This window comes from Microbacterium sp. Bi128 (assembly GCF_918698205.1).
In genome coordinates, this window is sequence record NZ_CAKKMM010000034.1 from 1 (window position 1) to 20,029 (window position 20,029).

23 protein-coding genes are annotated in these 20,029 nt (G+C 69.2%); 7 read left to right on the top strand and 16 right to left on the bottom strand.

Annotated features, from left to right (window positions below):
• From LQV45_RS04805 to LQV45_RS04815, 3 genes are all read right to left on the bottom strand, one after another.
• Nucleotides 1-638, bottom strand: a 638-nt coding sequence (locus LQV45_RS04805; RefSeq protein WP_230005997.1) for a transposase, incomplete at its 3' end; no start/stop codon positions are given.
• A gap of 22 nt (nucleotides 639-660) precedes the next feature.
• A complete protein-coding gene (locus tag LQV45_RS04810) occupies nucleotides 661-1,329 on the bottom strand; it encodes a GTP pyrophosphokinase family protein (protein WP_230005998.1) in 669 nt (222 codons plus the stop codon).
• 41 nt (nucleotides 1,330-1,370) lie between these two features.
• Nucleotides 1,371-1,508 (bottom strand): hypothetical protein, encoded by a 138-nt coding sequence (locus tag LQV45_RS04815; RefSeq protein WP_230005999.1) that lies wholly within the window; start codon nucleotides 1,506-1,508, stop codon nucleotides 1,371-1,373.
• Between the two features lie 120 nt (nucleotides 1,509-1,628).
• On the opposite strand from LQV45_RS04815, the gene LQV45_RS04820 reads away from it, so the two are divergent.
• Complete coding sequence (locus LQV45_RS04820; protein ID WP_230006000.1) at nucleotides 1,629-1,955, top strand: hypothetical protein; 327 nt, start codon at nucleotides 1,629-1,631, stop codon at nucleotides 1,953-1,955.
• A 2-nt stretch (nucleotides 1,956-1,957) separates the two neighbouring features.
• Here the strand turns inward: LQV45_RS04820 and LQV45_RS04825 are convergent, their stop codons facing one another.
• Nucleotides 1,958-2,275: an ATP-dependent DNA ligase gene (locus LQV45_RS04825; RefSeq protein ID WP_138173071.1), complete on the bottom strand. Its 318-nt coding sequence runs from the start codon at nucleotides 2,273-2,275 to the stop codon at nucleotides 1,958-1,960.
• Nucleotides 2,276-2,384: 109 nt separating this feature from the next.
• Here LQV45_RS04825 and LQV45_RS04830 point away from each other — a divergent pair, with 109 nt between their 5' ends.
• Nucleotides 2,385-2,702, top strand: a complete 318-nt coding sequence (locus LQV45_RS04830) for a hypothetical protein (protein ID WP_230006001.1) — start codon at nucleotides 2,385-2,387, stop codon at nucleotides 2,700-2,702.
• A 1-nt stretch (nucleotide 2,703) separates the two neighbouring features.
• Here the strand turns inward: LQV45_RS04830 and LQV45_RS04835 are convergent, their stop codons facing one another.
• Both LQV45_RS04835 and LQV45_RS04840 read right to left on the bottom strand, forming a co-directional pair.
• On the bottom strand, nucleotides 2,704-2,958 hold the full coding sequence (locus LQV45_RS04835; RefSeq protein WP_230006002.1) for a hypothetical protein: 255 nt from the start codon (nucleotides 2,956-2,958) through the stop codon (nucleotides 2,704-2,706).
• Nucleotides 2,959-3,048: 90 nt separating this feature from the next.
• A complete protein-coding gene (locus tag LQV45_RS04840) occupies nucleotides 3,049-3,585 on the bottom strand; it encodes a MarR family winged helix-turn-helix transcriptional regulator (protein WP_230006003.1) in 537 nt (178 codons plus the stop codon).
• Between the two features lie 148 nt (nucleotides 3,586-3,733).
• Between LQV45_RS04840 and LQV45_RS04845 the strand changes: the two genes are divergently transcribed.
• A complete protein-coding gene (locus tag LQV45_RS04845) occupies nucleotides 3,734-4,213 on the top strand; it encodes a MarR family transcriptional regulator (RefSeq protein WP_230006004.1) in 480 nt (159 codons plus the stop codon).
• A 20-nt stretch (nucleotides 4,214-4,233) separates the two neighbouring features.
• On the opposite strand, the gene LQV45_RS04850 is transcribed toward LQV45_RS04845, so the two are convergent.
• Nucleotides 4,234-4,479, bottom strand: a complete 246-nt coding sequence (locus LQV45_RS04850; protein ID WP_230006005.1) for a DUF3072 domain-containing protein — start codon at nucleotides 4,477-4,479, stop codon at nucleotides 4,234-4,236.
• A gap of 78 nt (nucleotides 4,480-4,557) precedes the next feature.
• On the opposite strand from LQV45_RS04850, the gene LQV45_RS04855 reads away from it, so the two are divergent.
• Nucleotides 4,558-5,523, top strand: a complete 966-nt coding sequence (locus tag LQV45_RS04855) for an alpha/beta fold hydrolase (protein ID WP_230006006.1) — start codon at nucleotides 4,558-4,560, stop codon at nucleotides 5,521-5,523.
• Between the two features lie 13 nt (nucleotides 5,524-5,536).
• On the opposite strand, the gene LQV45_RS04860 is transcribed toward LQV45_RS04855, so the two are convergent.
• The 5 genes from LQV45_RS04860 to LQV45_RS04880 all read right to left on the bottom strand — a co-directional run bounded on the left by LQV45_RS04860 (nucleotide 5,537) and on the right by LQV45_RS04880 (nucleotide 10,836).
• Entirely contained in the window at nucleotides 5,537-6,778 is a 1,242-nt protein-coding gene (locus LQV45_RS04860; protein WP_230006007.1) for an ADP-dependent glucokinase/phosphofructokinase, read from the bottom strand.
• An 18-nt stretch (nucleotides 6,779-6,796) separates the two neighbouring features.
• Nucleotides 6,797-7,660, bottom strand: coding sequence for a ketose-bisphosphate aldolase (locus LQV45_RS04865; protein WP_138173087.1), 864 nt, complete (start codon nucleotides 7,658-7,660; stop codon nucleotides 6,797-6,799).
• Nucleotides 7,661-7,693: 33 nt separating this feature from the next.
• Nucleotides 7,694-8,539, bottom strand: a complete 846-nt coding sequence (locus LQV45_RS04870) for a carbohydrate ABC transporter permease (protein ID WP_138173089.1) — start codon at nucleotides 8,537-8,539, stop codon at nucleotides 7,694-7,696.
• A 1-nt stretch (nucleotide 8,540) separates the two neighbouring features.
• Nucleotides 8,541-9,470, bottom strand: a complete 930-nt coding sequence (locus LQV45_RS04875; protein ID WP_230006008.1) for a carbohydrate ABC transporter permease — start codon at nucleotides 9,468-9,470, stop codon at nucleotides 8,541-8,543.
• 73 nt (nucleotides 9,471-9,543) lie between these two features.
• Nucleotides 9,544-10,836, bottom strand: coding sequence for a sugar ABC transporter substrate-binding protein (locus LQV45_RS04880; RefSeq protein WP_230006009.1), 1,293 nt, complete (start codon nucleotides 10,834-10,836; stop codon nucleotides 9,544-9,546).
• A 233-nt stretch (nucleotides 10,837-11,069) separates the two neighbouring features.
• Between LQV45_RS04880 and LQV45_RS04885 the strand changes: the two genes are divergently transcribed.
• A complete protein-coding gene (locus tag LQV45_RS04885) occupies nucleotides 11,070-11,876 on the top strand; it encodes a DeoR/GlpR family DNA-binding transcription regulator (RefSeq protein WP_230006010.1) in 807 nt (268 codons plus the stop codon).
• A gap of 133 nt (nucleotides 11,877-12,009) precedes the next feature.
• Here LQV45_RS04885 and LQV45_RS04890 read toward each other — a convergent pair whose 3' ends face one another.
• Nucleotides 12,010-13,029 carry a zinc-dependent alcohol dehydrogenase family protein gene (locus LQV45_RS04890; protein WP_230006011.1) on the bottom strand — a complete coding sequence of 340 codons (1,020 nt, stop codon included), beginning with the start codon at nucleotides 13,027-13,029 and terminating at the stop codon, nucleotides 12,010-12,012.
• An 89-nt stretch (nucleotides 13,030-13,118) separates the two neighbouring features.
• The gene (locus LQV45_RS04895; protein ID WP_230006012.1) at nucleotides 13,119-15,980 is read right to left on the bottom strand and encodes an aminotransferase; all 2,862 of its coding nucleotides are present in this window, start codon (nucleotides 15,978-15,980) and stop codon (nucleotides 13,119-13,121) included.
• Between the two features lie 322 nt (nucleotides 15,981-16,302).
• On the opposite strand from LQV45_RS04895, the gene LQV45_RS04900 reads away from it, so the two are divergent.
• On the top strand, nucleotides 16,303-16,956 hold the full coding sequence (locus LQV45_RS04900) for a hypothetical protein (protein ID WP_230006013.1): 654 nt from the start codon (nucleotides 16,303-16,305) through the stop codon (nucleotides 16,954-16,956).
• 9 nt (nucleotides 16,957-16,965) lie between these two features.
• Nucleotides 16,966-18,687, top strand: coding sequence for a LamG domain-containing protein (locus tag LQV45_RS04905; protein ID WP_230006014.1), 1,722 nt, complete (start codon nucleotides 16,966-16,968; stop codon nucleotides 18,685-18,687).
• A 3-nt stretch (nucleotides 18,688-18,690) separates the two neighbouring features.
• Here LQV45_RS04905 and LQV45_RS04910 read toward each other — a convergent pair whose 3' ends face one another.
• On the bottom strand, nucleotides 18,691-19,494 hold the full coding sequence (locus LQV45_RS04910; protein ID WP_230006015.1) for a DUF1206 domain-containing protein: 804 nt from the start codon (nucleotides 19,492-19,494) through the stop codon (nucleotides 18,691-18,693).
• A 16-nt stretch (nucleotides 19,495-19,510) separates the two neighbouring features.
• Nucleotides 19,511-20,029: phosphatase PAP2 family protein (locus tag LQV45_RS04915; protein ID WP_230006016.1), on the bottom strand; the 519-nt coding region annotated here is incomplete at its 5' end.

A 20,029-nucleotide genomic window follows, 5' to 3' on the forward strand; every position in this document is an offset into this window, starting at 1 on the left:
GCCCGCGCCCCCGTGAGCGTGCGGTCGGCGTCGGCACGTGCGCGCTCCGCGTCGCGCACGGCGCGTTCCGCGGCTTTCCGGGCCCGCCGCTGCGCGAGATCGTCCGGGGCGGGGCCCTCGATCGCGGATGCCAAGGCGTCGGGTACCGACCCGGCCACCGCGCGGGCCGGGTCGGTGTCGTCCGCGAGGTCGACGGAGGCCACCAATCGGCCGGTGAGCACGAGAGCGGCGGCGTGCGGGTCGATGACGGCGGCGTTGACGGTCTTCTCCACGGCGTCGCGCATCGCCGAGCTGAGGGTGACCCCCGCGTCCGCGGCCAGGTCGACCGCCCGTCGGGCGAGGGCAGCAACCAGCTGCCGCCGTTGACGTCCGAGACGAGTGAGCTCGGCGGCATCCGCGTCGTCCTGCGCCTCGCGCAGCGCCCGTGAGAGCTCGACGGCCTCGGCCAGCTGCCCGTCGCGCGTGAGCAGGTTGACCGCCCACGCCGCGAGGGTCGGCTTGCGCAGGCGCGCGATGCGCGTCCCCACGACTCCTCCCACCTCGGCGGCACGCGCGTCGCGCGCCGCCGTGAAGCTCCCGGGAGGAAGGGCGAGCAGGTCGGCCGCGACCTCGTCGAGGAGGGTGGCCGCGTCGCTCATCCCTCCATTGTGACGCGTGCGGTCAGAGCGGGACCACCCCGGGGCGCGGACCCCGGATCTGCCGATGCAGGCGCTCCATGCGCGCATCGAGCTCCGCCGCGGTCTCGGCGGCATCCTTCAACTCGGCAAGGAGGTCGTCCGGGACGAGCCGGTCGTACTTGTAGTAGATCTTGTGCTCGAGACTCGCCCAGAAGTCCATGGCGATCGTTCGGAACTGCACCTCGACGGGGACGTCGACCCGTCCGGTCGACAGGAACACCGGCACGTCGACGATCACGTGCAGACTCTTGTAGCCGTTCGCCTTCGGCCGGGCGATGTAGTCCTTGACGTCGCGCACGGTGATGTCGTCCTGCTGCGTCAACAGGTTCGACAGGCGGTAGGCGTCGTCGATGAAACTGCAGGTGATCCGGATGCCGGCGATGTCGGTGATGGCACTCCGGATGGAGTCGAAGTCGGGCTCGATGCCCTTGCGCCGCACCTTGTCGACGAGGCTGTCGGGGGACTTCACGCGACTGGAAACGTGCTCGATCGGGTTGTAATCCTGGAACTCCTCGCGAAGGATCGAGATCTTCGTCTCGACTTCGGCGAGACCGAAGCGGTACTCCATGAGGAAGCGCTGGAACTCGTCGCGCAAGGCACGCAGAGACGCTCCGGACACCGTGATCTGCTGATCGTCCAGCGGGTCGGACATGATCCAGACGCTAGCGGCGCCGGCTACGAGGGTGCTGGGAGTCACTCCCCCGGATGCTCGGAGGTGCGTGGCATCAGCTCGCCGTCGATGACGTCGATCCCCGTCAGCTGATCGAAGACTCCGGGGAGGTCTGCGGGCTCTTCGGGCTCCGGGACCGAGGGGAAACGGGGGGCGCTCACGCGGCATCCTTCCGTGGACTGCTCCCCACCGTTGCAGAACCCCCAGACGAGAGGGGGTGGCCTTGACACCCCATGACTAGGCGTTTAGAGCCTGACGCGACCGCCGCTATCGTGGAGGACATGGGCACGATCTTCTACGGCGGAGGCGGAACGGCCGTCCACATCGAGGACCGCGCGCTGGCGCACCTCAAGGTCGTCATCTCCACGAAGCTGCGCCGCGGTGAGAGCTTCACGCTGTCATGGCAGCACCCCGAGGATCAGCCGCGGGGCCGCAGCACCCTGTGGCTGCACCCGGCCATCCCGCTCCGCTTCGTCTTCGACGACGCCGAGCCCACCACGCTCAGCCGCGAGTGGGTCGAGCGTCTGGTCGAATCCGCGAACTCGTCCGGAGGCATCATGCTGGTCTCCGAAGACATCGCTCCGGCCGACGACGCGCACAAGCCCTGAGGTCACGCCTCTTCGACGAGCGTGTCCTCCGACGGCTCCGGCGTGATCGAGAGCCCGTTGGGTCCGGATGCCGCGAGCATGAGGTCTTCGACCCACACCCGGTTGATCCGCGGCTGACGGCTGCCGTAGAAGTGGAACTGGATCGGCACCGACGGGTGCATCCAGAAGCTGCGCCGGCCACTGCCGTCACCGACTTCGACGTCGAACATGAACGACTCGGAGCGACGCAGCTTGTTCATCACGACGATGCGCAAGTGCGCCAACGTGCGGTCATCGATGTCGACGGCGTTGGCCACGGTGTCGTAGATGAATCGGCCCATGACGACGAGCCTATCCGAGACGAACCGCTGGACGCCGCGCGGATGCCACGGCAGGGCCCGCGGAATCAACCCCCGGTTCCGGCGGGTGGGGCACGGATACCGTGAAGGAGTGGGAACCCTTTACTACGGCGACGTCGCGACCCCGATCGACATCGAGGATCGCGCTCTCGCTCACGTCAAGGTCGTCATTGCGACCAAGCTCCGCCGCGGCGAGAGCTTCACGCTCTCGTGGACGCACGGACCCGGGCAGGAGGTGGGGCGCAGCACCGTCTGGCTGCACCCCTCGATTCCGCTGCGATTCGTCTTCGACGATCCCGAACCCGCCCTCCTGAGCCGCGCGTGGGTGGAGGCCCTAGCGAACTCGGCGAACTCCTCGGGCGGACTGCTGCTCGTTCCCGACCCGGCCGACGATCCCTCGGACGGCTGACTCAGGGGTATCGCAGGTCGAGCACCTCTCGAGCGCCCTCTTCGACCGCGGTCGGGATGACCAGCGGACGCCCGGCCGAGAACGCCTCCCACTCGCGCAGGACCACCGTCTCGATGCGTACGGGGTCCTCACCCGGGTAGTCCAGGCACAGTCGCGAGACGACCGACCGCAGGGATGCCACAGGTATTCCGTCCACGGCCTGGACGGCGTCCACGGCGGTCGCGCGGGGGCGCGCCTCGATCGTGTTCTCGTCCATGTCTTCATGGTTTCACGGAGCTCGAACGATGCCTAATACTCCGAACTCGACTAGTCTTCCTAGCTTCTTACGTACCGTGAGGATCGAGGATCAGAGCGTCACGTCGGCGTCGACGGGGACCTCGGAATGCGGGTCGACCTGGTCGACGGCATCCTGCAATCTGCTCAAGCAAGCGATCACGGTGACGCAGTCCTCGGGCGTCATGTCGACGACGGCGGACATCATCCGTGAGTGCATGGAACCGAGGGTCGCGCGCACCTCGGCGTCGCTCGCGGCGGTCGCCACGACGTGGATGCTGCGGCGGTCGGTGGGGTGCGGCACGCGCGTGACGTGACCCGATTTCTCGAGTCGGTCGATGATCGCGGTCGTCGAGGCGGTGGAAACTCCCAGGTAGCGCGTCAATTCGCTCGGCGAGACCTGACGGCCCTGACCCGTGGCTCGCAACAGGTAGCGCAACACCAAGAGGTCGTTCTCGCCCATCGACATGGACTCGCGCGTCCGTCGACGCATCGCGACCTCGGCCGCGCGATAGACCCGGAAGGCCTGCAGGACTTCGACGGCACGTCGACGACGGTCCTCTTCGGTCGCGTCATACCAATAGCGCGACGATTGCGAGCCGTTCTCCACTTCGGCATCCTACGTCAGCCCGGCACGACGAGACCCCTGCCTCCGGGCAGGGGCGGAAGATACGATGGTTGATCTATCGGTCGTCTAGTTGATGTCCTTCTGAGATACAAGTAACACGAACTATCCCGGCGAGGGGGTGACGAAGCAAATGGCCACAGAAGCGGACGTGGTGAAGGCCGTCGACGACCTGTCCGAGTCCGGCGCGGCATCCGAGCGCGTCGCCCTGCAGTCGCTGGGCATCGGCCCCAACGACGCCAAGGTTCTTCGGTTCCTCCTCGCCCGGGAAGACGCAGACGAGCCGGTCACGCCCCGACTCCTGTCCGAGATGCTCGGCATCTCCTCGGCGGCGACGACGGCGCTCATCGACCGCCTCGCCGACGCGGGATGGGTGGAGCGAGTGCCCTTCCCGGGTGACCGTCGCTCGATCGTCGTGCGGGCCACCGTCGACGAAGGATCCCCCGCGCGACGCCTGCTCGCCGTGCGACGCTCGTCGGTCGCTGCCGCCGCGGCACGCCTCGGCGCCGCAGAGCGCCGCGTCGTCGCCGACTTCCTCGGCGAGGTCGCACGGGGCGAGCAGCATCAGATGGAGCGTCTGCGTTCGCGCGAAGAAGGAACCCGCCCCGCCTGAGCGGCGGGACGGGACACAGATCAGCCGTTCGAGCGGCCGGTCTCCTCCTGCAGGCGCTCGATCTGCTCCGACGCCTCCGCCTTCGTCAGGGCGGCGGTGATCTCCTCACCCGCTTCGCGGGCGAGGGTGTCGAGGTAGCTGCGCTGCGGCGCGGTCATCGGCTCGTTGCCGGTGACCCAGTCGGAGGGATCTTTCTCGGCGGAGTTCTCTCCCTCGCGCGCGGCTCCGAGGGTCTCTTCTTCATGGTCACGAGGGGCATCGGTCATGGTGTCACGGTAGGCGTCCCTCCTGACGGGGACGCCGGGATTGACACGCGGCACCGGGGAGTGGGGCATCCTGGGACGATGCCCGAGGCCACCCGCTCCGCCGACCTGGACGTCGAGACGATCCGACGGGGGAATGCCCGGACACGGGTGACGATCGTGTCCTCCGGCGCCGTATCCGGCCGCGCTTTCGTGCTGATCGCGGGGATCGGGGTGGCCGCGAGCTACTTCGAGTTCCTCGCGCCACTGCTGGCGGAGGACGGCGACGTCTACGCCCTCGATCTCCCCGGGTTCGCCGGGATGCCGGCATCCGGGGAGGAGCCGACCGCCGCGTTCTTCGCCGACCAGGTCGAAGGGGTCATCGCGCACTACGGCCTGGAGGATCCGGTCCTCATCGGTCATTCGATGGGGACGCAAGTGGTCACCGAGGTGCTCGCCCGCCGCGACGACCTCTCGCACGCGGTCCTGGTGAGCCCCGTCGTCGACGAGACCGAGTCCTCGGTCCTCGCCCAGGCGATCCGGTTCGCGCAGTCCACGGCGCGCGAGTCCGTGCACGTCGCCGTGATGGCCGTCTCAGCCTACGTGCTGTGCGGGTTCCTCTACTTCCTCGAGGTCCTCCCCCACATGCTCCGGTACCGCATCTCGGACCGCATCGGCGCGGCCCACGCGCGGCTGCTGCTGATCCGCGGGGAGTTCGACCGCCCATCGCCCCGGCGCCTGCACTCGCGACTGGTCGCTCGCGCGCGCACCGCGCGTCGGTGGGAGATCGAGGGCGCGGCGCATTCGATCATCAACGGTCACGCCGTCGGCGTCGCTCGGCTCGTCCGGCGCCACCTCGACGACGATCTGGCTCCGCGCGGGAGGATGCCCGCCGCCGAGGCGAAGGTCCCGCCGGCGCGGCACGCCGACCTGCGGATGATACTGGATGCCACCGCGACCCGCCTCGCGGAATGGTGGAGCGCGGTGCGCGGCGATCAGCGTGGAGTGGAGCGGGCCAAGTCGCGGCACGCCCGTCTGCTGTGGCGCGCCTACGTATCGCGGCGCTGAGGAGGCGCCTGCGTCACTCCGCTGCCGTCACCGCGTCCAGCGCACGGTTGAGCGCCGCCGCCGTCGTGAGCCGGGCGGCCGCCGGCACCGCCGCCAGGAACCCGCCCACGAACGTGTCGCCGAGCCCGATGGTCGTCGGGCGCGCGACGTCCACGATGTACGCGGGGACGCCGGAGGCCGGCATCCGCTGCGCGACGGCGGCGACGACCGCTGCTCCCCCCGCGTGGCGGGGCAGCCGGGCGGTCTCGTCGAGGTCGTCGGCACGGCAGTCGTCGCCGAGGCGGTAGCGCGTCGCGGCGGTCCGCGTCGCACTCTCCAGCGCCGCGCGGTGCCGGCCTGCCTCCGGGCCCACCGCGACGGCCCAGAACTTCGTGTGCACGACGAGCGCCGGGGCGGGGATGAGCGCGTGCACGTCGGCGAGCGCCGCGGCGACGTCGTCGGGCGAGAGCAGGTCGACGGGCCGCCCGAGGTACTCTTGGAGCTCATCCTCGTTCATGCCGTAGACGTCGATGCGGTCCATCAGTCGCGTCCGCACGAGACCGGCGAACGACCGCTCGTAGAAGCCGGCGTCTTCGTAGTAGACCAACGCCGAATCCGGCAGACGCCGCATCGCCGCACGCACGTCGTGCAGCCGACGGTCGAGCAGGGCGGCATCCTGCATCGTGTTGAACCCCGACACCAGGAACGCCGCCGCCTCGGCGAGGGCGTCACCGAGACCGGGGGCGATCGCCATCTCCCGGTTGGGCGCGTCGTTGGCGAAGATGAGGCGATTGGATGCCGGGGCGACGACCTCCCCGTCGACCAGGCGCACCGACGCGCCCTCGGGATACTGCACGATCAGGTGCGGATCGAGGGTGTCGCGCGTGGCCGAGGAGACCACCCGCATCGAGGCGGGAAGAAGCCGACGCACGTTGTCGTCGATGCTCACCAGGTGCTGCACGGTGGGCACGCCGATCCGGTCCAGCGCGATGCCGGCACGCACGCCCGTGCCTCCGAGGGTGATCTCGACGTCGAAGTGCGCCGCGAAGCGCTCCACGATCTCGGAGGAGAGGACGAAGCGCTCGCCTCCCCCGCCGGTGGCGAGGAAGGCGAGCACCGTCACGACGAGGGCGCGCTCGTCGATGATCGGCGTCGTGGTGACCAGGTCGTCCCGACGGATGCCGTAGTCCTCCGCGAGGGCGGAGAGCACGTCGGCATCCCACCGGATCTCGTAATCGACGGTGCCGCCGAGACCGAGGACGAGGTCGTGTGCCATGACGCCGATCATCTCCGTTCAGTACAGGTCGGCCTTGCCGGCGGCGCCGAAGAGGTCGATCTTCTCGGCCGCGGTGATCTTCATCGCGGCGATGGGCTCCGGCTGGATAGCGTTGGGCTCGCGCAGGCGACGGTCGGTGCCGAGCACCTCGCGCATGCGGTCGTGGTACGCCACCTTGATGTCGCTGGAGATGTTGATCTTGTTCACGCCCAGCTCGACCGCCCGGCGCAGTTCGGCGTCGGGGTTGCTCGAGCCGCCGTGCAGGACGAGCGGGATGCCGACGGCGGCCTTGATCTGCTCGAGCAGATCGTGGCGCAGCTCGGGGTTCTTGTCGGACGGGTACAGGCCGTGCGAGGTGCCGATGGCGATCGCGAGGCTGTCCACTCCGGTCTGCTCGACGAAGCGCACGGCGTCGTCGACGTTCGTGTAGATGATCTCCGCGGCACCCGACTCGCCGTAGCTGTCGTTGGCGCCGATGGTGCCGAGCTCGCCCTCGACCTGGATGCCGGCCGCGTGCGCGGCTTCGACGACCTTGCGGGTGATCGCGACGTTCTGCTCGAACGGCTCGAGCGACGCGTCGATCATCACCGAGGTGAAGCCGGAGTGGATCGCCGTGATCATCTGCTCGTACGAACCACCGTGATCCCAGTGGATCGCGACGGGGACGCTCGAGCGGTGCGCGCGGGCGTGCATCGCCGCGATGAGGTCGGTGGTGATGTGCGAGACCTCGTCGGGGTGGATGGCGATGATGACCGGAGCGGACTTCTCTTCGCTGATGTCCATGATCCCGGTGAACATCGCCCAGTCGCTGATGTTGAAGGCGGGGATGGCGAAGCTGTGGGTGTTGGCCACGTCGAGGATGGACTTGCCGGTGTAAAGCACGGATTTCTCCTTGTTGGGGTGGGTCGGCGGTGGTCAGCTCTTCACCGAACCGGCCGTGAGGCCGCTGATGAAGAAGCGCTGGAAGAAGAGGAAGAGGATCAGCACGGGGATCGAGCCGAGGATGCTCATCGCCATGATCTGGTTCCACTCGTAGGAGTGCTGGCCCATGAGCAGCTGGATGCCGATCGGCACGGTGCGCATGTCGATGGTCCGGGTGAGGGTCAGCGCGAAGAGGAACTCGTTCCACGCGATCATGAAGGTGTAGATGCCCACCGACACGATCCCGGGGATCGAGATCGGCACGAGGACGCGCCACAGAGCGGTGAAGGAGCCGGCCCCGTCGACGCGGACGGCCTCGTCGAGCTCCTTCGGGAGGGTGTTGAAGTACCCCGTCATCATGATGATCGCGTAAGGCAGCGTGAACACCATGTAGGTGAGGATCAGGCCCGGGTAGGTGTTGTAGAGCTTGAGCGCCACCATGAGCCCGAAGTACGGGATGAGCAGCGTGATCGGCGGCACGGCCTGGACGCTGACGATGATCACGTTCACGATCCGCTTGCCACGGAACTCGAACCGGCTGAACGCGTAGGCGGCCTGGATCGCGACGAGGAGCGTCAGAATCGTCACGGCGCCGGCGACGACGTAGCTGTTGATGAAGAAGCGCACGGTCTCGGGCGTGGTGAAGATCTTCACGTACGCGTCGAACGAGAAGGTGTCCGTGATCAGGCGCGGCGGCAGCTCGAAGATCTGCGTGTTCGACTTGAACGAGCTCGAGAGCATCCACAGCACGGGACCGGCGGCGAAGACGGCCCCCAGCAGGAGCCCGACGATCACCCCGGTGCGGGCGACGCGGGTGCGGGTCGCGGAGGTCATGGCCATGTCAGTCCCTCGCCTTCTGGTGGCGGACGTAGAGCACCGCGATGATCATCGACATCGCCAGGACCAGCACCGCGGAGGTGGAGGCCATCGAGAAGTCGTAGGTCGCGAACGCGAGCTTGTAGGTGAACGTGCTGAGCATCTCGGTGACGTCGATGGGACCGCCGCCGGTGGTCAGCCAGATGAGGGCGAACTGCTGCGACGTCCAGATGAGGTCGAGCAGCAGGAGGCTGACGATGATGGGCCGCAGTTGCGGGATGGTGACGTTCCAGAAGCGCTGGACGGGGCTCGCACCGTCGACGGTCGCGGCTTCGTAGAGGTCGCTCGGGATCCCTTGGAGGCCGGCGAGCAGACTCACCATGAAGAAGGGGTAGCCAGCCCAGATGTTGATGAAGGTGACGGTGCCCAGCGCGAGCTGCGGCGAAGCGAGCCACTCGATGTTCGTGTTGAGCAGGAAGTTCACGATGCCGTTGGGGGCCAGGAGCATCCGCCACAGCACCGCGATGACGGCGACGGTGAACAGCCACGGCAGCACGTACAGGCCCCGGAAGATCGCACGGGGCACGGCGCCGATGAGGCGGCTGTTCAGCAGCATCGCGAAGGACAGTCCGAGCACGAGGTGCGCGGCGACGCTCGTGAGGGTGAAGAAGAGCGTGTTCCCGGTGGCCTTCCAGAACCCGGGATCGGTCAGCACGGAGATGTAGTTGTCGACACCGACGAGCTGGGGGTTCTTGTTCGTGATGACGTTGTCCTGGAACGAGTAGCCGACGACCATGACGATCGGGACGATCATCAGGACGAACAGCAGGATCAGCGTCGGGGCCAGGAAGGTGTACGCCTCCGAGGCGTTCCGCAGCTGGCGGGTGCGGCGGGACGCGGGGCGTCCGGTGACGATGAGTTCGGTGTCGGGGGGTGTGAGGGTGCGCATGGTCATGGTGTGCGGCTTTCGGTGAGCGGGATGCCGCATCGCGAACGGCGGCGATGCGGCATCCCGTGTCAGCGTCGGATCAGAACTCCGACGTCCATTCGTCCTGGGCCTTCTTCAGCGCGTCGCTCATCGACTGCTGACCGTCCAGCGCGGACTGGAACTGCTGGCCGAACTGGCGCATGAGTTCCTCGGCCACGGGCAGGCCCGTGAACTCGTTGGCCGGGTAGCCGGCCTTGTAGATCTCGAAGGCGGTCTTGAACAGGGCGTCGTCCTCGACGAAGGTCGGCACGGCCTCGGTGTTGCCCGGGAAGGCCTTGGCCATCGTGGACAGCTCGGCGTTGACGTCCTTGCCCATCAGGAACTGCACGAGCTTGAAGGCGGCATCCTTGTGCTCGGAGTTCTCGGCGACACCGATTCCCCACGAGGCGTAAGGGATGCCGCGTTCACCGGTGAAGCCGTCCTTGGCGGGGATCGCCGAGATCGAGAAGGTCAGGTTGGGGTTGGACTCTCGGATCAGGTTGATGTGCGCGAGCGAGTCGATCATCATGCCGACGCGGCCGTTGGTGAACTCCTCGACCTTGTCCTGCTCCTTCATCGTGAAGGATCCGGGTGCGATGACCCCGTCGTTCCAGAGCTGCTGGATGTAGGCGGTCGCCGACGTGACGTCGGCGTTGGTCAGGTCGGGCTTGCCGTCCTTGAGCATCGACCCGCCGGAGGCCCACACCCACGACATGACGTCGTTCTGCACGCCGTTGGGCGCTTCGAGGGACAGCGGCAGCACCCAGCCGGACACGTCGTCGCCGAGGGCCTTGATCTTCTTGGCGGCGTCGGCGAACTCCGTGCGCGTGGACGGGGGTGCACTGACGCCCGCCTGCGACAGCAGCGCGTCGTTCGTGAACATCGGGTACACGAAGTTGATGACCGGGATCATGTACGTGCTGCCGTCGACCTGGATCTGGCTGGCGAGCTGACTGTCGTCGTAGCCCGCGTCGCTCATCAGCTTCGACATGTCGGCGATGACGCCCTGCTTGGCGAAGTCGCTGACCCAGGCGCCGTCCAGGCCCACGACGTCGGGCATGGTGCCCGACGCGGCGCCGGCGAAGAGCTGCTCCTTGGTAGAGGCGTAGGGGCCGCTGACCAGGTCGACCTTGATGCCCGGGTTCTCCTGCTCGAACTGGTCCATGAGCGCACGGAACTGGCCGTCGGGCAGTTCCGGCTCCCACCACTGAGCGAACTCGAGAGTGACGTCTCCGCCGCCGGAGGGAGCGGCCGAGTTCGACGAGCACCCCGCCATCGCCAGGAGGGTCGTGGCCGCCGCGGCGGCACTGACGAGCTTGATGGCGTTCCGACGCCCGCGCCCGCTGTTGTCCATCGTTTCTCCTCATTGAGATCTGCTGTATTTCGCGCTGTTCTGCGCGTTCTTGCATCTTTCAGCATGAGTATGCGCGGGTCTGCGGCACGCGTCAAGACTCCGATGCACATTCGTGATCATTACGGCACGCAGTGGCATCCAAAACTGCATAAAGCGGCCTATCCGTGCCGTTTCATGCTGAAATCGCCGAAAATACCTCGTGCCGCGTGCGGCTCTGTGCTAGAGATGACGGCATGGAGGGCACCACGAACACGACCAAGAGACGGCTTCCGGCGGGGAGGAAGGCCGAACTGGCCGCCTATGTCGCTCAATCCGGACAGGTGACCGTCGTCGACCTGGCTTCGCATTTCGGCGTCTCGATCGACACCGTACGCCGGGATCTGGACCAGCTCGATCGCGAGGGAATCGTCGTGCGCACCCACGGCGGCGCGGTCAGTGCGATGTCGGTCCCGGGGCGCGACCGCGGCCTGGACGTCCGTCTGCAGATGCAGATCGCCGAGAAGGAGAAGATCGCCACGATCGCCGCCGACCTCGTCGAGGACGGCTCCGTGGTGGTGCTGAACGCCGGTACCACCACGCTGGCCGTCGCGCGAGCCCTCCGCAATCACCGCAATCTCACGATCGCGACCAACAACCTCCGCATACCGGCGGAGATCTCGCCGCAGGTCTTCCGCGACCTGTTCATCTTCGGCGGCGCCGTGCGCACGATCACTCAAGCCACGACCGGCCCGGTGACGTTGGCGACCAACTCGCACAGCCCCGACGTCGAGATCCGGTGCGACTACGCCCTCATCGCCGTCGGAGCAGTGGATGCCTCGGGCTTCTCGACCAGCAACCTCGGCGACGCCACGATGATGAGCGAGATGATCCAGCGCGCCGATCGCACCGCGATCCTCGCGGACTCCACCAAACTCGACCGTCGCCTGTTGGCCCAGGTCGCAACGCTCGAGATGGCGGACTACCTCATCACCGACGCGCCGCCCTCCCCCGACCTCGCGGAGGCCTTGGCGGAGGCGGGCGTGACGGTGCTCACGCCCTGAGACGGGCGTCGCGCGCGAAGCGCCGTCCGGGGCGCGGCGGCATCCGGTCTCCAGGACAGGGGATGCGCCCGGAACTGGCCGATTCCCGACGAGCCGGCCTGTTTCGGGCGCATCCCCTGTTCTCGGCGCTCGATCACATGGTCAGCAGGACCTTGGTGGCGCGGCGCTCGTCCATGGCCCGGTAGCCCTCGGCGGCGTCCTCGAGCGGCAGCGTCAGGTCGAACACCGCGCCGGGGTCGATCTTCCGGTCCCAGATGAGCTGGATCAGCTCGGGGAGGAAGCGCCGCACCGGCGCGGGGCCGCCGTGGAGGTGCACGGCCGAGCGGAACAGCTCCTGCCCCTCGAGGGTCACGTCGTGCGAGACGCCGACGAAGCCGATGTGCCCGCCGGCGCGCGTCGAGCGGACCGCCTGCTCCATCGACTGCTGCGTGCCGACGGCCTCGATCACCGAGTGCGCGCCGAGTCCGTCGGTGAGCTCCTTGACCTTCGCGATGCCCTCGTCACCGCGCTCCTCGACGATGTCGGTCGCCCCGAAGCGGCGGGCCAACTCTTGGCGGTCGGCGTGGCGCGACATCGCGATGATGCGCTCGGCACCGAGCTGCTGCGCGGCCAGGATGCCGAGCAGGCCCACCGCGCCGTCCCCGACCACCGCGACCGTCTTACCGGGGCCGACCTCGGCCGCCACGGCGGCGAACCACCCGGTGCCCAGCACGTCCGAGGCGGCGAGGAGCGAGGGGATGAGGTCGTCGTCGGGCTGGCCCGGGGTCGCGACGAGCGTGCCGTCGGCGAGCGGGATCCGAGCGAACTCGGCCTGCGTCCCCACGCGCCCCATGGGCACGACGTGCACGCAGCGCGACTGGTATCCGGCCTGGCAGATCTCGCACGTGTTGTCGGATGCCATGAACGAGCCGACGACGAAGTCGCCGACCTTCACGTTCTTCACCGCGTCGCCGATCTCGGTGACGACCCCGACGTACTCGTGGCCCATGGGGGTGGCATCCACCGAGTCGGCCCCGCGATAGGGCCACAGATCGGAGCCGCAGATGCACGACGCTGCGAGACGGATGATGGCATCCGTCGGTTCCTGGATGGTCGGGTCGTCCCGGTCTTCGACGCGTACGTCTCCGGCGGCGTGCATGATGACTCCACGCATGGGGGCTCCTCTCGGGCGGAAGGTCTCGACCTCCGGTCTACTCCTCCCGCCCGAGCCGGAGCCCGGGCTTGCGCGCGGCGGGGATCGCGCTAGAAGCCGGTCGACAGCACCCGGTCGAGCATGTCGGCGAAGTAGTCCGCGGATTCTCGCGAGACGCACAGCGGCGGCTTGATCTTCAGCACGTTCTGGTGGTCGCCGGTGGGCTGCATGATGACGCCGAGCTCGAGCAGCCGGTCGCAGATCGCGGCGGTCTCCGCGGTCGCCGGCTCGAGGGTGTCCCGGTCGCGCACGAACTCGAGCCCGAGGTACAGACCCGAGCCGTGCACGGTGCCGACGAGCGGATGCCGCTCCCCCAGCGCCTCGAGGCGAGCCTTGAGGTGTGCACCGACGACGCGCGCGTTCTCTTGCAGGCCCTCGTCCTCGATGATGTCGAGGATCGTCGAACCCACGACGGAGGAGAGCGGCGATCCCCCCGTCGACGAGAAGAAGTACCCCTGCGTGCGGTAGCGATCCGCGATCTCGCGGCGGGTGACGACGGCCCCGAGCGGGAAGCCGCCACCGATGGACTTGGCCACCGCGACGATGTCCGGCACGACGTCCTGCTGATGGAAGCCCCAGAACCACGAACCCAGGCGGCCGAAGCCCACCTGCACCTCGTCGGCGATCGCGAGGCCGCCGAGCTCGCGCACGGCCGCGTAGACCTCGCGCAAGTACCCGTCCGGGAGCGCCACGCCCCCGGCGTTGCCGTAGAAGGTCTCGCTGAGGAACGCGGCGGGCGCCCGCCCCGCGGCGGCGAGCGCGCGCAGCCGCGCGACGGCCTCGGGGGCATAGGCCGCGGCATCCGCTCCCCGGTGGCGACCGCGGTACGAATTCGCGGCGTCGACGGTGTGGACCCAGTCGGGGCGGGTCTCGAGGGCGTGCGGATTGTCGGCGATCGAGGTCGAGACCGCATCGCTGGCGTAGGTCCAGCCGTGGTACGCCTCGGCCATGGCGACGACGTCCTGACGTCCGGTGGCGGCCATCGCGAGGCGGATCGCGAGGTCGACGGCCTCGGAGCCGGAGTTGACGAAGAACACCGTGTCGAGCTCGTCGGGGAGGGTCGCCGCGAGCCGCTCGCCGTACTCGGTGATCGCGGCGTAGTGGAATCGCGAGTTGGTGTTCAGCAACCGTGTCTGCCGCGACACCGCGGCGGCGATCCGGGGGTGCGCGTGCCCGACCGAGGCGACGTTGTTGACCATGTCGAGGTAGACGCGCCCGTCCACGCCGATCAGGTACTCGCGCCAGCCCCGCTCGATGCGCGGCGGCCGCGAGTAGTAGTGCTCCTGCACCTCGGCGACGACCGCCTCACGGCGCTCCAGCAGGTCGTCGTCGTCGACGGAGGGGGCCGCGATCCCGAGCGCCGGTGCGGCGTCGCCGAGCAGCGCGCGCCACCCGGGCACGTCGCTCGGGCGTACCGCGTCGGGCACGTCGACGACACCCGGCGCAGTCAGCGTCACGCGCGTGCGCGTGCGCGCCGGGATCTCGGCCGAAGCCACCGAGATCCGCAGGATGCCGTGGCCTCCGGGCAGCACGATCTCACCGTCACGCCCGTCGGCGTCCGCAGGCAGGACGAGCGCGGTCTTCTCGGCGAACCACACCGAGGCGGCGGTCGGAACGGTCGCCGGCTCCTCGGGAGTGCGCGCGGGGGCGCCGAGCAGCACCGGCACGAGCGCGGGGAGCACCACGGCATCCGCCCCCTCATCGAGCAGGCGCAAAGCGGCGCGCTCGAGCGCGTCGTCGTCGAGCCACGCGCCCTCGTCGGACAGGGGCGACAGGGTCGTGGCATCCAGGGTCACCGGCCGGACGGTCGGAGGCAGGAGGGAATCTCCCGTCCAGACCGGCGCTGCGGCGGCCCCGCGTCCGAGAGCGTGACGGATCCGCGCCGTCGCGACCTCGATCGGCACCGCGATCGCGCGGCGCAGGATCTCGAACTCGCGGTCGAGGGCGCCGCTGGCATAGTCGTTCGCGTCGTCGAGGCGCACCTGCTGACGACCGCTCACGACGAGGACGACACCGCGCAGCACGACGAGGGGCCACAGGGCCGTGATCTCGTCGTCCGAGAGCGGGCGCCGTCGGTCGAACGCGGCGATGGCCGGAAGAGTCGACGCGTACGTGGCACCGTCGTGGTGCAGCACCGACGACACGGTCACCGCGATCTCGCCCACCGCCCACGAGTCGATGACGTCGCCGAAGTCGATGACGGCGTCGGGCAGAGTCTCCACGCCGTCCGGGCGCAGCACATTGTCGTCGGTGACGTCGAAATGCCCCATCTGGCGCGGCAGCCGATCAGCCACCGGAGCCAGAGCCGCCACGGCGGCGGCCGTGGCCCGCGCGGCGACGTCACGCACCTCCGGGTCGGGCTCGGTCGCGGCGATCTCGGCGATGACCCGCTCGGCGTGACGCAGATCCCACTGCAGGACGCGCCCCGATGCCGGGTGGGTGTGGTCGGCCAGCGCGACGCTGACGGCGGCGGCGAGCTCACCGAGCCGCTCGACCACGCGCGGCGAGAGGTAGTCCGAGCCCGTGAGCGTCGATCCCGACACGAACGAGATCACCCGGGCATGCAGCCGCCCCTGTGTTGTGTCCCACCACCCCGTCATCGGTCCGTTTGGGCCCGCCACGATCTCGGGGATGCGCAGCCCCGTCTCGGCCCGCGCGACGGCGGCCGCGGCGGCATCCTGCATCTCGATCTCGGTCTCGCTGAAGACGGGGTTGCTGATCTTCAGCACGCCCAGGGGTCCACCGCCGGAGGCCGAGCGGACGAGGAAGTTCTGATCCTGCTGACTACCCAGGCCGTGGAGGTCGACCTCGACGCCGTAGACCTCGTGCATCAGCGCACGGGCCTCGTCGAGGGGCAGCGTGGGAGTCGGCAATTCGCCGCACGAGAAGTAGTCGAACGGGGTGTCGGTCATGGGGGCTCCATCGGGCGCGGAACGGGGCGGCACTGCCCCGGGCTTCGGGTGACCCAGAAAACACTAGGGCGACGCGAGGGGCATCGGCCATGCCGACGTCGAGCGAGCTCCGCCGAGGCGGGCGAAGGGGGCCGCGGTCGGCGGCGGCAGCGCGGGTGAATCACCAGCGGCAGGCCCCCGGGCCGCAGCGCTCATGTCCCACTGCGTGAGCGCGGCGACGGGAATCCACCCGGGCGCCCCGCCCGGCCCGCGACCGTGGTCGGGCCGTCGAGAGCGATAGACCGAGATGCCACCGATCGCTCCGCACCCGACAGGAGTCCCCGTGTCCACTCGTTCCTCGAAGCCGACGCGACGCCGTCTCGCTCTTCCCGTCCTTCTCGCCGGGAGCGTCGCCTCCCTCATCCTCGGCCTGGGGCTGTCACCGACGGTGGCCGCCTTCACGGCCCAGATCCGCAACACGGTCGACACCGCGGCGACCGGCACGCTGATCATGCAGGAGACCAACGCCGACGGCTCGGTCATCTGCAACAGCACCGACGGCGGCTCGGTCTCGACCAACGCCGCGACCTGCGCCACGATCAACAAGTACGGCGGCAACCTCACGATGGTCCCCGGTCAGACGGTCTCGACCGACATCAAGATCAAGAACACCGGAACCGCCGCGGCCAAGGCATTCAGCCTCACCCCCGGCACCTGCACGCAGTCGAACAACGGCACCCCCAACGGCACCGCGACCAACCTGTGCGCCACGATGACCCTCGTGGTCACGTCGGGCAGCACGACCGTCTACTCCGGGCCGCTGTCGGGATTCACGGCCAAGGTCGACATCCTCGCCAAGACGGGCGCGTCCTCCGTCGCCGCCGGTGCCACCGTCCCGTTCACCTTTGCGGTGACGCTGCCGTCCTCCGCGGGCAACACGTTCGCCGGTCTCCAGGTCTCGCAGCCGCTGACCTGGGACTTCAGCACCGACGCGTAGTCCCGGTCCGTGCGTTCCGACACCGCGGCGACCGTTCGTCCGGCACGGGGAAGACACGCGATCGCCGCGGCGATCGCCGTCGGCCTCCTCGCCGCCGTGGTCGCCGCGGTGTTCGCCGTCACCGGCCTGCGACTGTTCGTGATCCAGACCCCGAGCATGGGGCAGACGGCACCGGTGGGCACGCTCGTCGTGACCGCACCCGCCGAGCAGTACGCGACGGGCGAGATCATCACGTTCTCGATGGGCGGTCCCGCCATCACGCACCGCATCGTCGCCGCCGACGACGCCGGGTTCACCACGCAGGGTGATCTCAACGGCGCGCCCGACGGGTGGACGGTGTCCGGCGACCAGGTCATCGGGCGCGTGATCTCGCTCGTCCCGGGGCTCGGCTTCCTCCTCGCTGCGACACCGTGGCTCCTGCTCGGCGTGGTCCTCACCGAAGCGGTCACGTGGGTGCGGCGGGCCGGAGTCCAGTGGATCTGGAGCGTGCGACTGACCGGGTGGGCCACGACGGTCACGCTCGTCGCGCTCTGGCTTCGACCCTGGTTCAACGTCCAACTCCTGGACTTCCGTGGCAACGACGAGGGCACGGGCGCCCTCTTGCACGTCGTCAACACCGGCCTCCTGCCCGTGCTCGCCGGCGCCACGAGGCTGGTCAGCGGACAGGACGCCGTGGTGGAGACCACCGAGAGACTGGCGACCGGGGCCTTCTCGCTCACGCCGACACCCGACCCCGACCCGCTGATCCGTCTGCTCCTGATCGCGCTGTGTCTGCTGCCTCTCGCCGTCGCCTTGTCCGTGCGCGACCGCGACCCCGTGGCGCTGGCGTCCGGACGGCGCGTCCGACCCGATCGCCGAGCCGGTCGCGTCGTGGTGCCTGTCGTGATCCTGACCGTGGTCGCGGTGGTGCTGCTGACGAGCATCTCCGCGTCGACCGCCGCCTTCGCCTCCCGGGTGACCAACAGCAAGGACACCGCGGGGACGAACCCGTTCTTCACCTGCCGATCGGCCGAACTCGGCCTCGGGACCTCGGCGACGACCGGGGCCTACGCCCTGTCGGCGACCAACCCGTCGGCGCGTACCGAGAACGACCTGTCCGGACAGGCGGCGCGTCGCGCCACCTACGCCGTGACCCCGGTCACGACGTCATCGGTGGGGTGCGTGCGCGACAGCCCCGTGGCATCCGTGACCTTCAACGGCGCATCCCAATGCCTGTACCTCCCGGGCTCCTTCTCGTCGCCGAACACGTTCGCCCTGGAGGCGTGGTTCCGTACATCGTCGACGTCCAACGGCAAGATCGTCGGCTTCGGCAGCGCCTCGCAGTCGGCTGCCGACGGCCAGTACGACCGGCACGTGTACATCGACAGCAACGGTCGGGTGGTGTTCGGTGTCTACCCGGGCCGGGTCGTCACCGTGTCCACGCCGCCCGGGACCTCGTACGCCGACGGCGTCTGGCACCACGTCGTGGCTTCGCTCTCCTCCGCCGGTATGACGTTGTTCGTCGACGGGCAGCTCCGCGCGACCAACACGGGCGTGACGACGGGCGAGGGATACACCGGCTTCTGGAAGGTCGGCTGCGGCAGCCTCTCCGCATGGGCCAACGGCACGTCCGACGGGACCATCGACTACTCGGGGCCGTCGTATTTCACCGGTCAGATCCAGTACGCCGCCGTCTACAAGCGGGCGCTCAGCGCCGACGAGGTGCGCTGGCACTACGCGGGCGGGCGCTGAGGCTCACATCCGCGCGTAGCGCGCGCGAGCGAAGCAGAACACGCCGTAGACGATGAGCCCGGCCCCGACGAGCCACAGCACGACCTGGCCGAACGGCAGCGCCGCGAGCGAGCGCAGGGCTCCGTCGAGGCCGCTCGCGGCACCGGGGTCGTGGGTGAGCGCCGCGACGACGAACAGGATGCCGGCCACGCCCACCGCGATGCCCTTGGCGATGTACCCGACCGTGCCGAAGACGCGGATGCCGCGTCCCGCGGTCCCACCCGGTGTGGCGAGGTTCTTCTCGAACGCCCGCGTGATGCCGCGGACGACGAAGGCGACACCGACGGCGGCGACCACGAGCCCCACGACCACGAGCAGGGCGACGCCGGCCGGCGCGGCGAGCAGCCGCGCGCTCAGGCTCTGCGACGACTCCGCGGAATCCGACTGGCCGCCCAGGGCGACGGTCGCCGCCGTACCCGCGATGGCGCCGTAGGCGATCGCGGTACCGACGAACTTCGCGCGATGCGCCCAGCGCTTCTTGGCATCCGGATCCCGTTCGACCACGGCCTCGGTGATCTGCCACACGGCGAGCGCGACGAGTCCCACGACGATGACCCACAGCAGCAGAACGCCCCCGGGGGCGGCGCTGACCTGCTCGAGCGCGCCGCTCTGGTCGGCGTTCTCGCCCCCGCCACCGGTCGCGATCGAGATCGCGATCACGCCGATGAGGAGGTGGAGAAGGCCGAGGACCACGTAGCCGATGCGCGCGGCGATCTCGAAAGCGCGGGAATCCTGCGCACGATCCGCGGCAGACGAGGGAGATGTCATCCGGGAACGTTAGCGTTCAGGCGCCCGCGACCGCAGCGGGTTGCGCGCGGCGCTCGCGAGCCACTTCGACCACCGCCCACACCAGCGTCGCCACGACGACTCCCTCGAGCGCGCCGGCGACGACGTCGGAAAGCCAGTGCGCGTGCAGGTACGTGCGGCTCCACATCATCAGCACAACCCACGCCGCGCCCGCGGCCCACACCCACCGTCGGCGGAGGATCAGTCCCAGGGTCACCGCGATCGTCGTCGCCACGGCGGTGTGCCCCGAGGGGAACGAGGTCGCGACCGTCTCGGCGAGGGAATCGGCCGGCCGCGCCCGCGCGATCACCGCCGCCAGCGGGGCGCCGATCGCGACGACGAGCGCGATGGATGCCGCGACGTTCAGCGCGTCCCACGGACGGCGCCGGACGAGGAAAAGCACTGACGTCGCCACACCGATCACGATCATGCCGATCGTGCCGCCCACGATCGCCGGCACCCACGCGACGATCACCCCGACCGGGGAGGCGATCGCCGACATGGCGTCGTCCCACCA

Bases quoted from the DNA above. Each gene is read 5' to 3' on its own strand.
- LQV45_RS04910 (WP_230006015.1), bottom strand. From the start codon at position 19,494: ATGACATCTCCCTCGTCTGCCGCGGATCGTGCGCAGGATTCCCGCGCT.
- LQV45_RS04875 (WP_230006008.1), bottom strand. From the start codon at position 9,470: ATGACCATGCGCACCCTCACACCCCCCGACACCGAACTCATCGTCACC.
- LQV45_RS04880 (WP_230006009.1), bottom strand. From the start codon at position 10,836: ATGGACAACAGCGGGCGCGGGCGTCGGAACGCCATCAAGCTCGTCAGT.
- LQV45_RS04835 (WP_230006002.1), bottom strand. From the start codon at position 2,958: ATGGACGAGAACACGATCGAGGCGCGCCCCCGCGCGACCGCCGTGGAC.
- LQV45_RS04890 (WP_230006011.1), bottom strand. From the start codon at position 13,029: ATGCGTGGAGTCATCATGCACGCCGCCGGAGACGTACGCGTCGAAGAC.
- LQV45_RS04825 (WP_138173071.1), bottom strand. From the start codon at position 2,275: ATGGGCCGATTCATCTACGACACCGTGGCCAACGCCGTCGACATCGAT.
- LQV45_RS04855 (WP_230006006.1), top strand. From the start codon at position 4,558: ATGCCCGAGGCCACCCGCTCCGCCGACCTGGACGTCGAGACGATCCGA.
- LQV45_RS04810 (WP_230005998.1), bottom strand. From the start codon at position 1,329: ATGTCCGACCCGCTGGACGATCAGCAGATCACGGTGTCCGGAGCGTCT.
- LQV45_RS04860 (WP_230006007.1), bottom strand. From the start codon at position 6,778: ATGGCACACGACCTCGTCCTCGGTCTCGGCGGCACCGTCGATTACGAG.
- LQV45_RS04850 (WP_230006005.1), bottom strand. From the start codon at position 4,479: ATGACCGATGCCCCTCGTGACCATGAAGAAGAGACCCTCGGAGCCGCG.
- LQV45_RS04870 (WP_138173089.1), bottom strand. From the start codon at position 8,539: ATGGCCATGACCTCCGCGACCCGCACCCGCGTCGCCCGCACCGGGGTG.
- LQV45_RS04820 (WP_230006000.1), top strand. From the start codon at position 1,629: ATGGGCACGATCTTCTACGGCGGAGGCGGAACGGCCGTCCACATCGAG.
- LQV45_RS04885 (WP_230006010.1), top strand. From the start codon at position 11,070: ATGGAGGGCACCACGAACACGACCAAGAGACGGCTTCCGGCGGGGAGG.
- LQV45_RS04895 (WP_230006012.1), bottom strand. From the start codon at position 15,980: ATGACCGACACCCCGTTCGACTACTTCTCGTGCGGCGAATTGCCGACT.
- LQV45_RS04845 (WP_230006004.1), top strand. From the start codon at position 3,734: ATGGCCACAGAAGCGGACGTGGTGAAGGCCGTCGACGACCTGTCCGAG.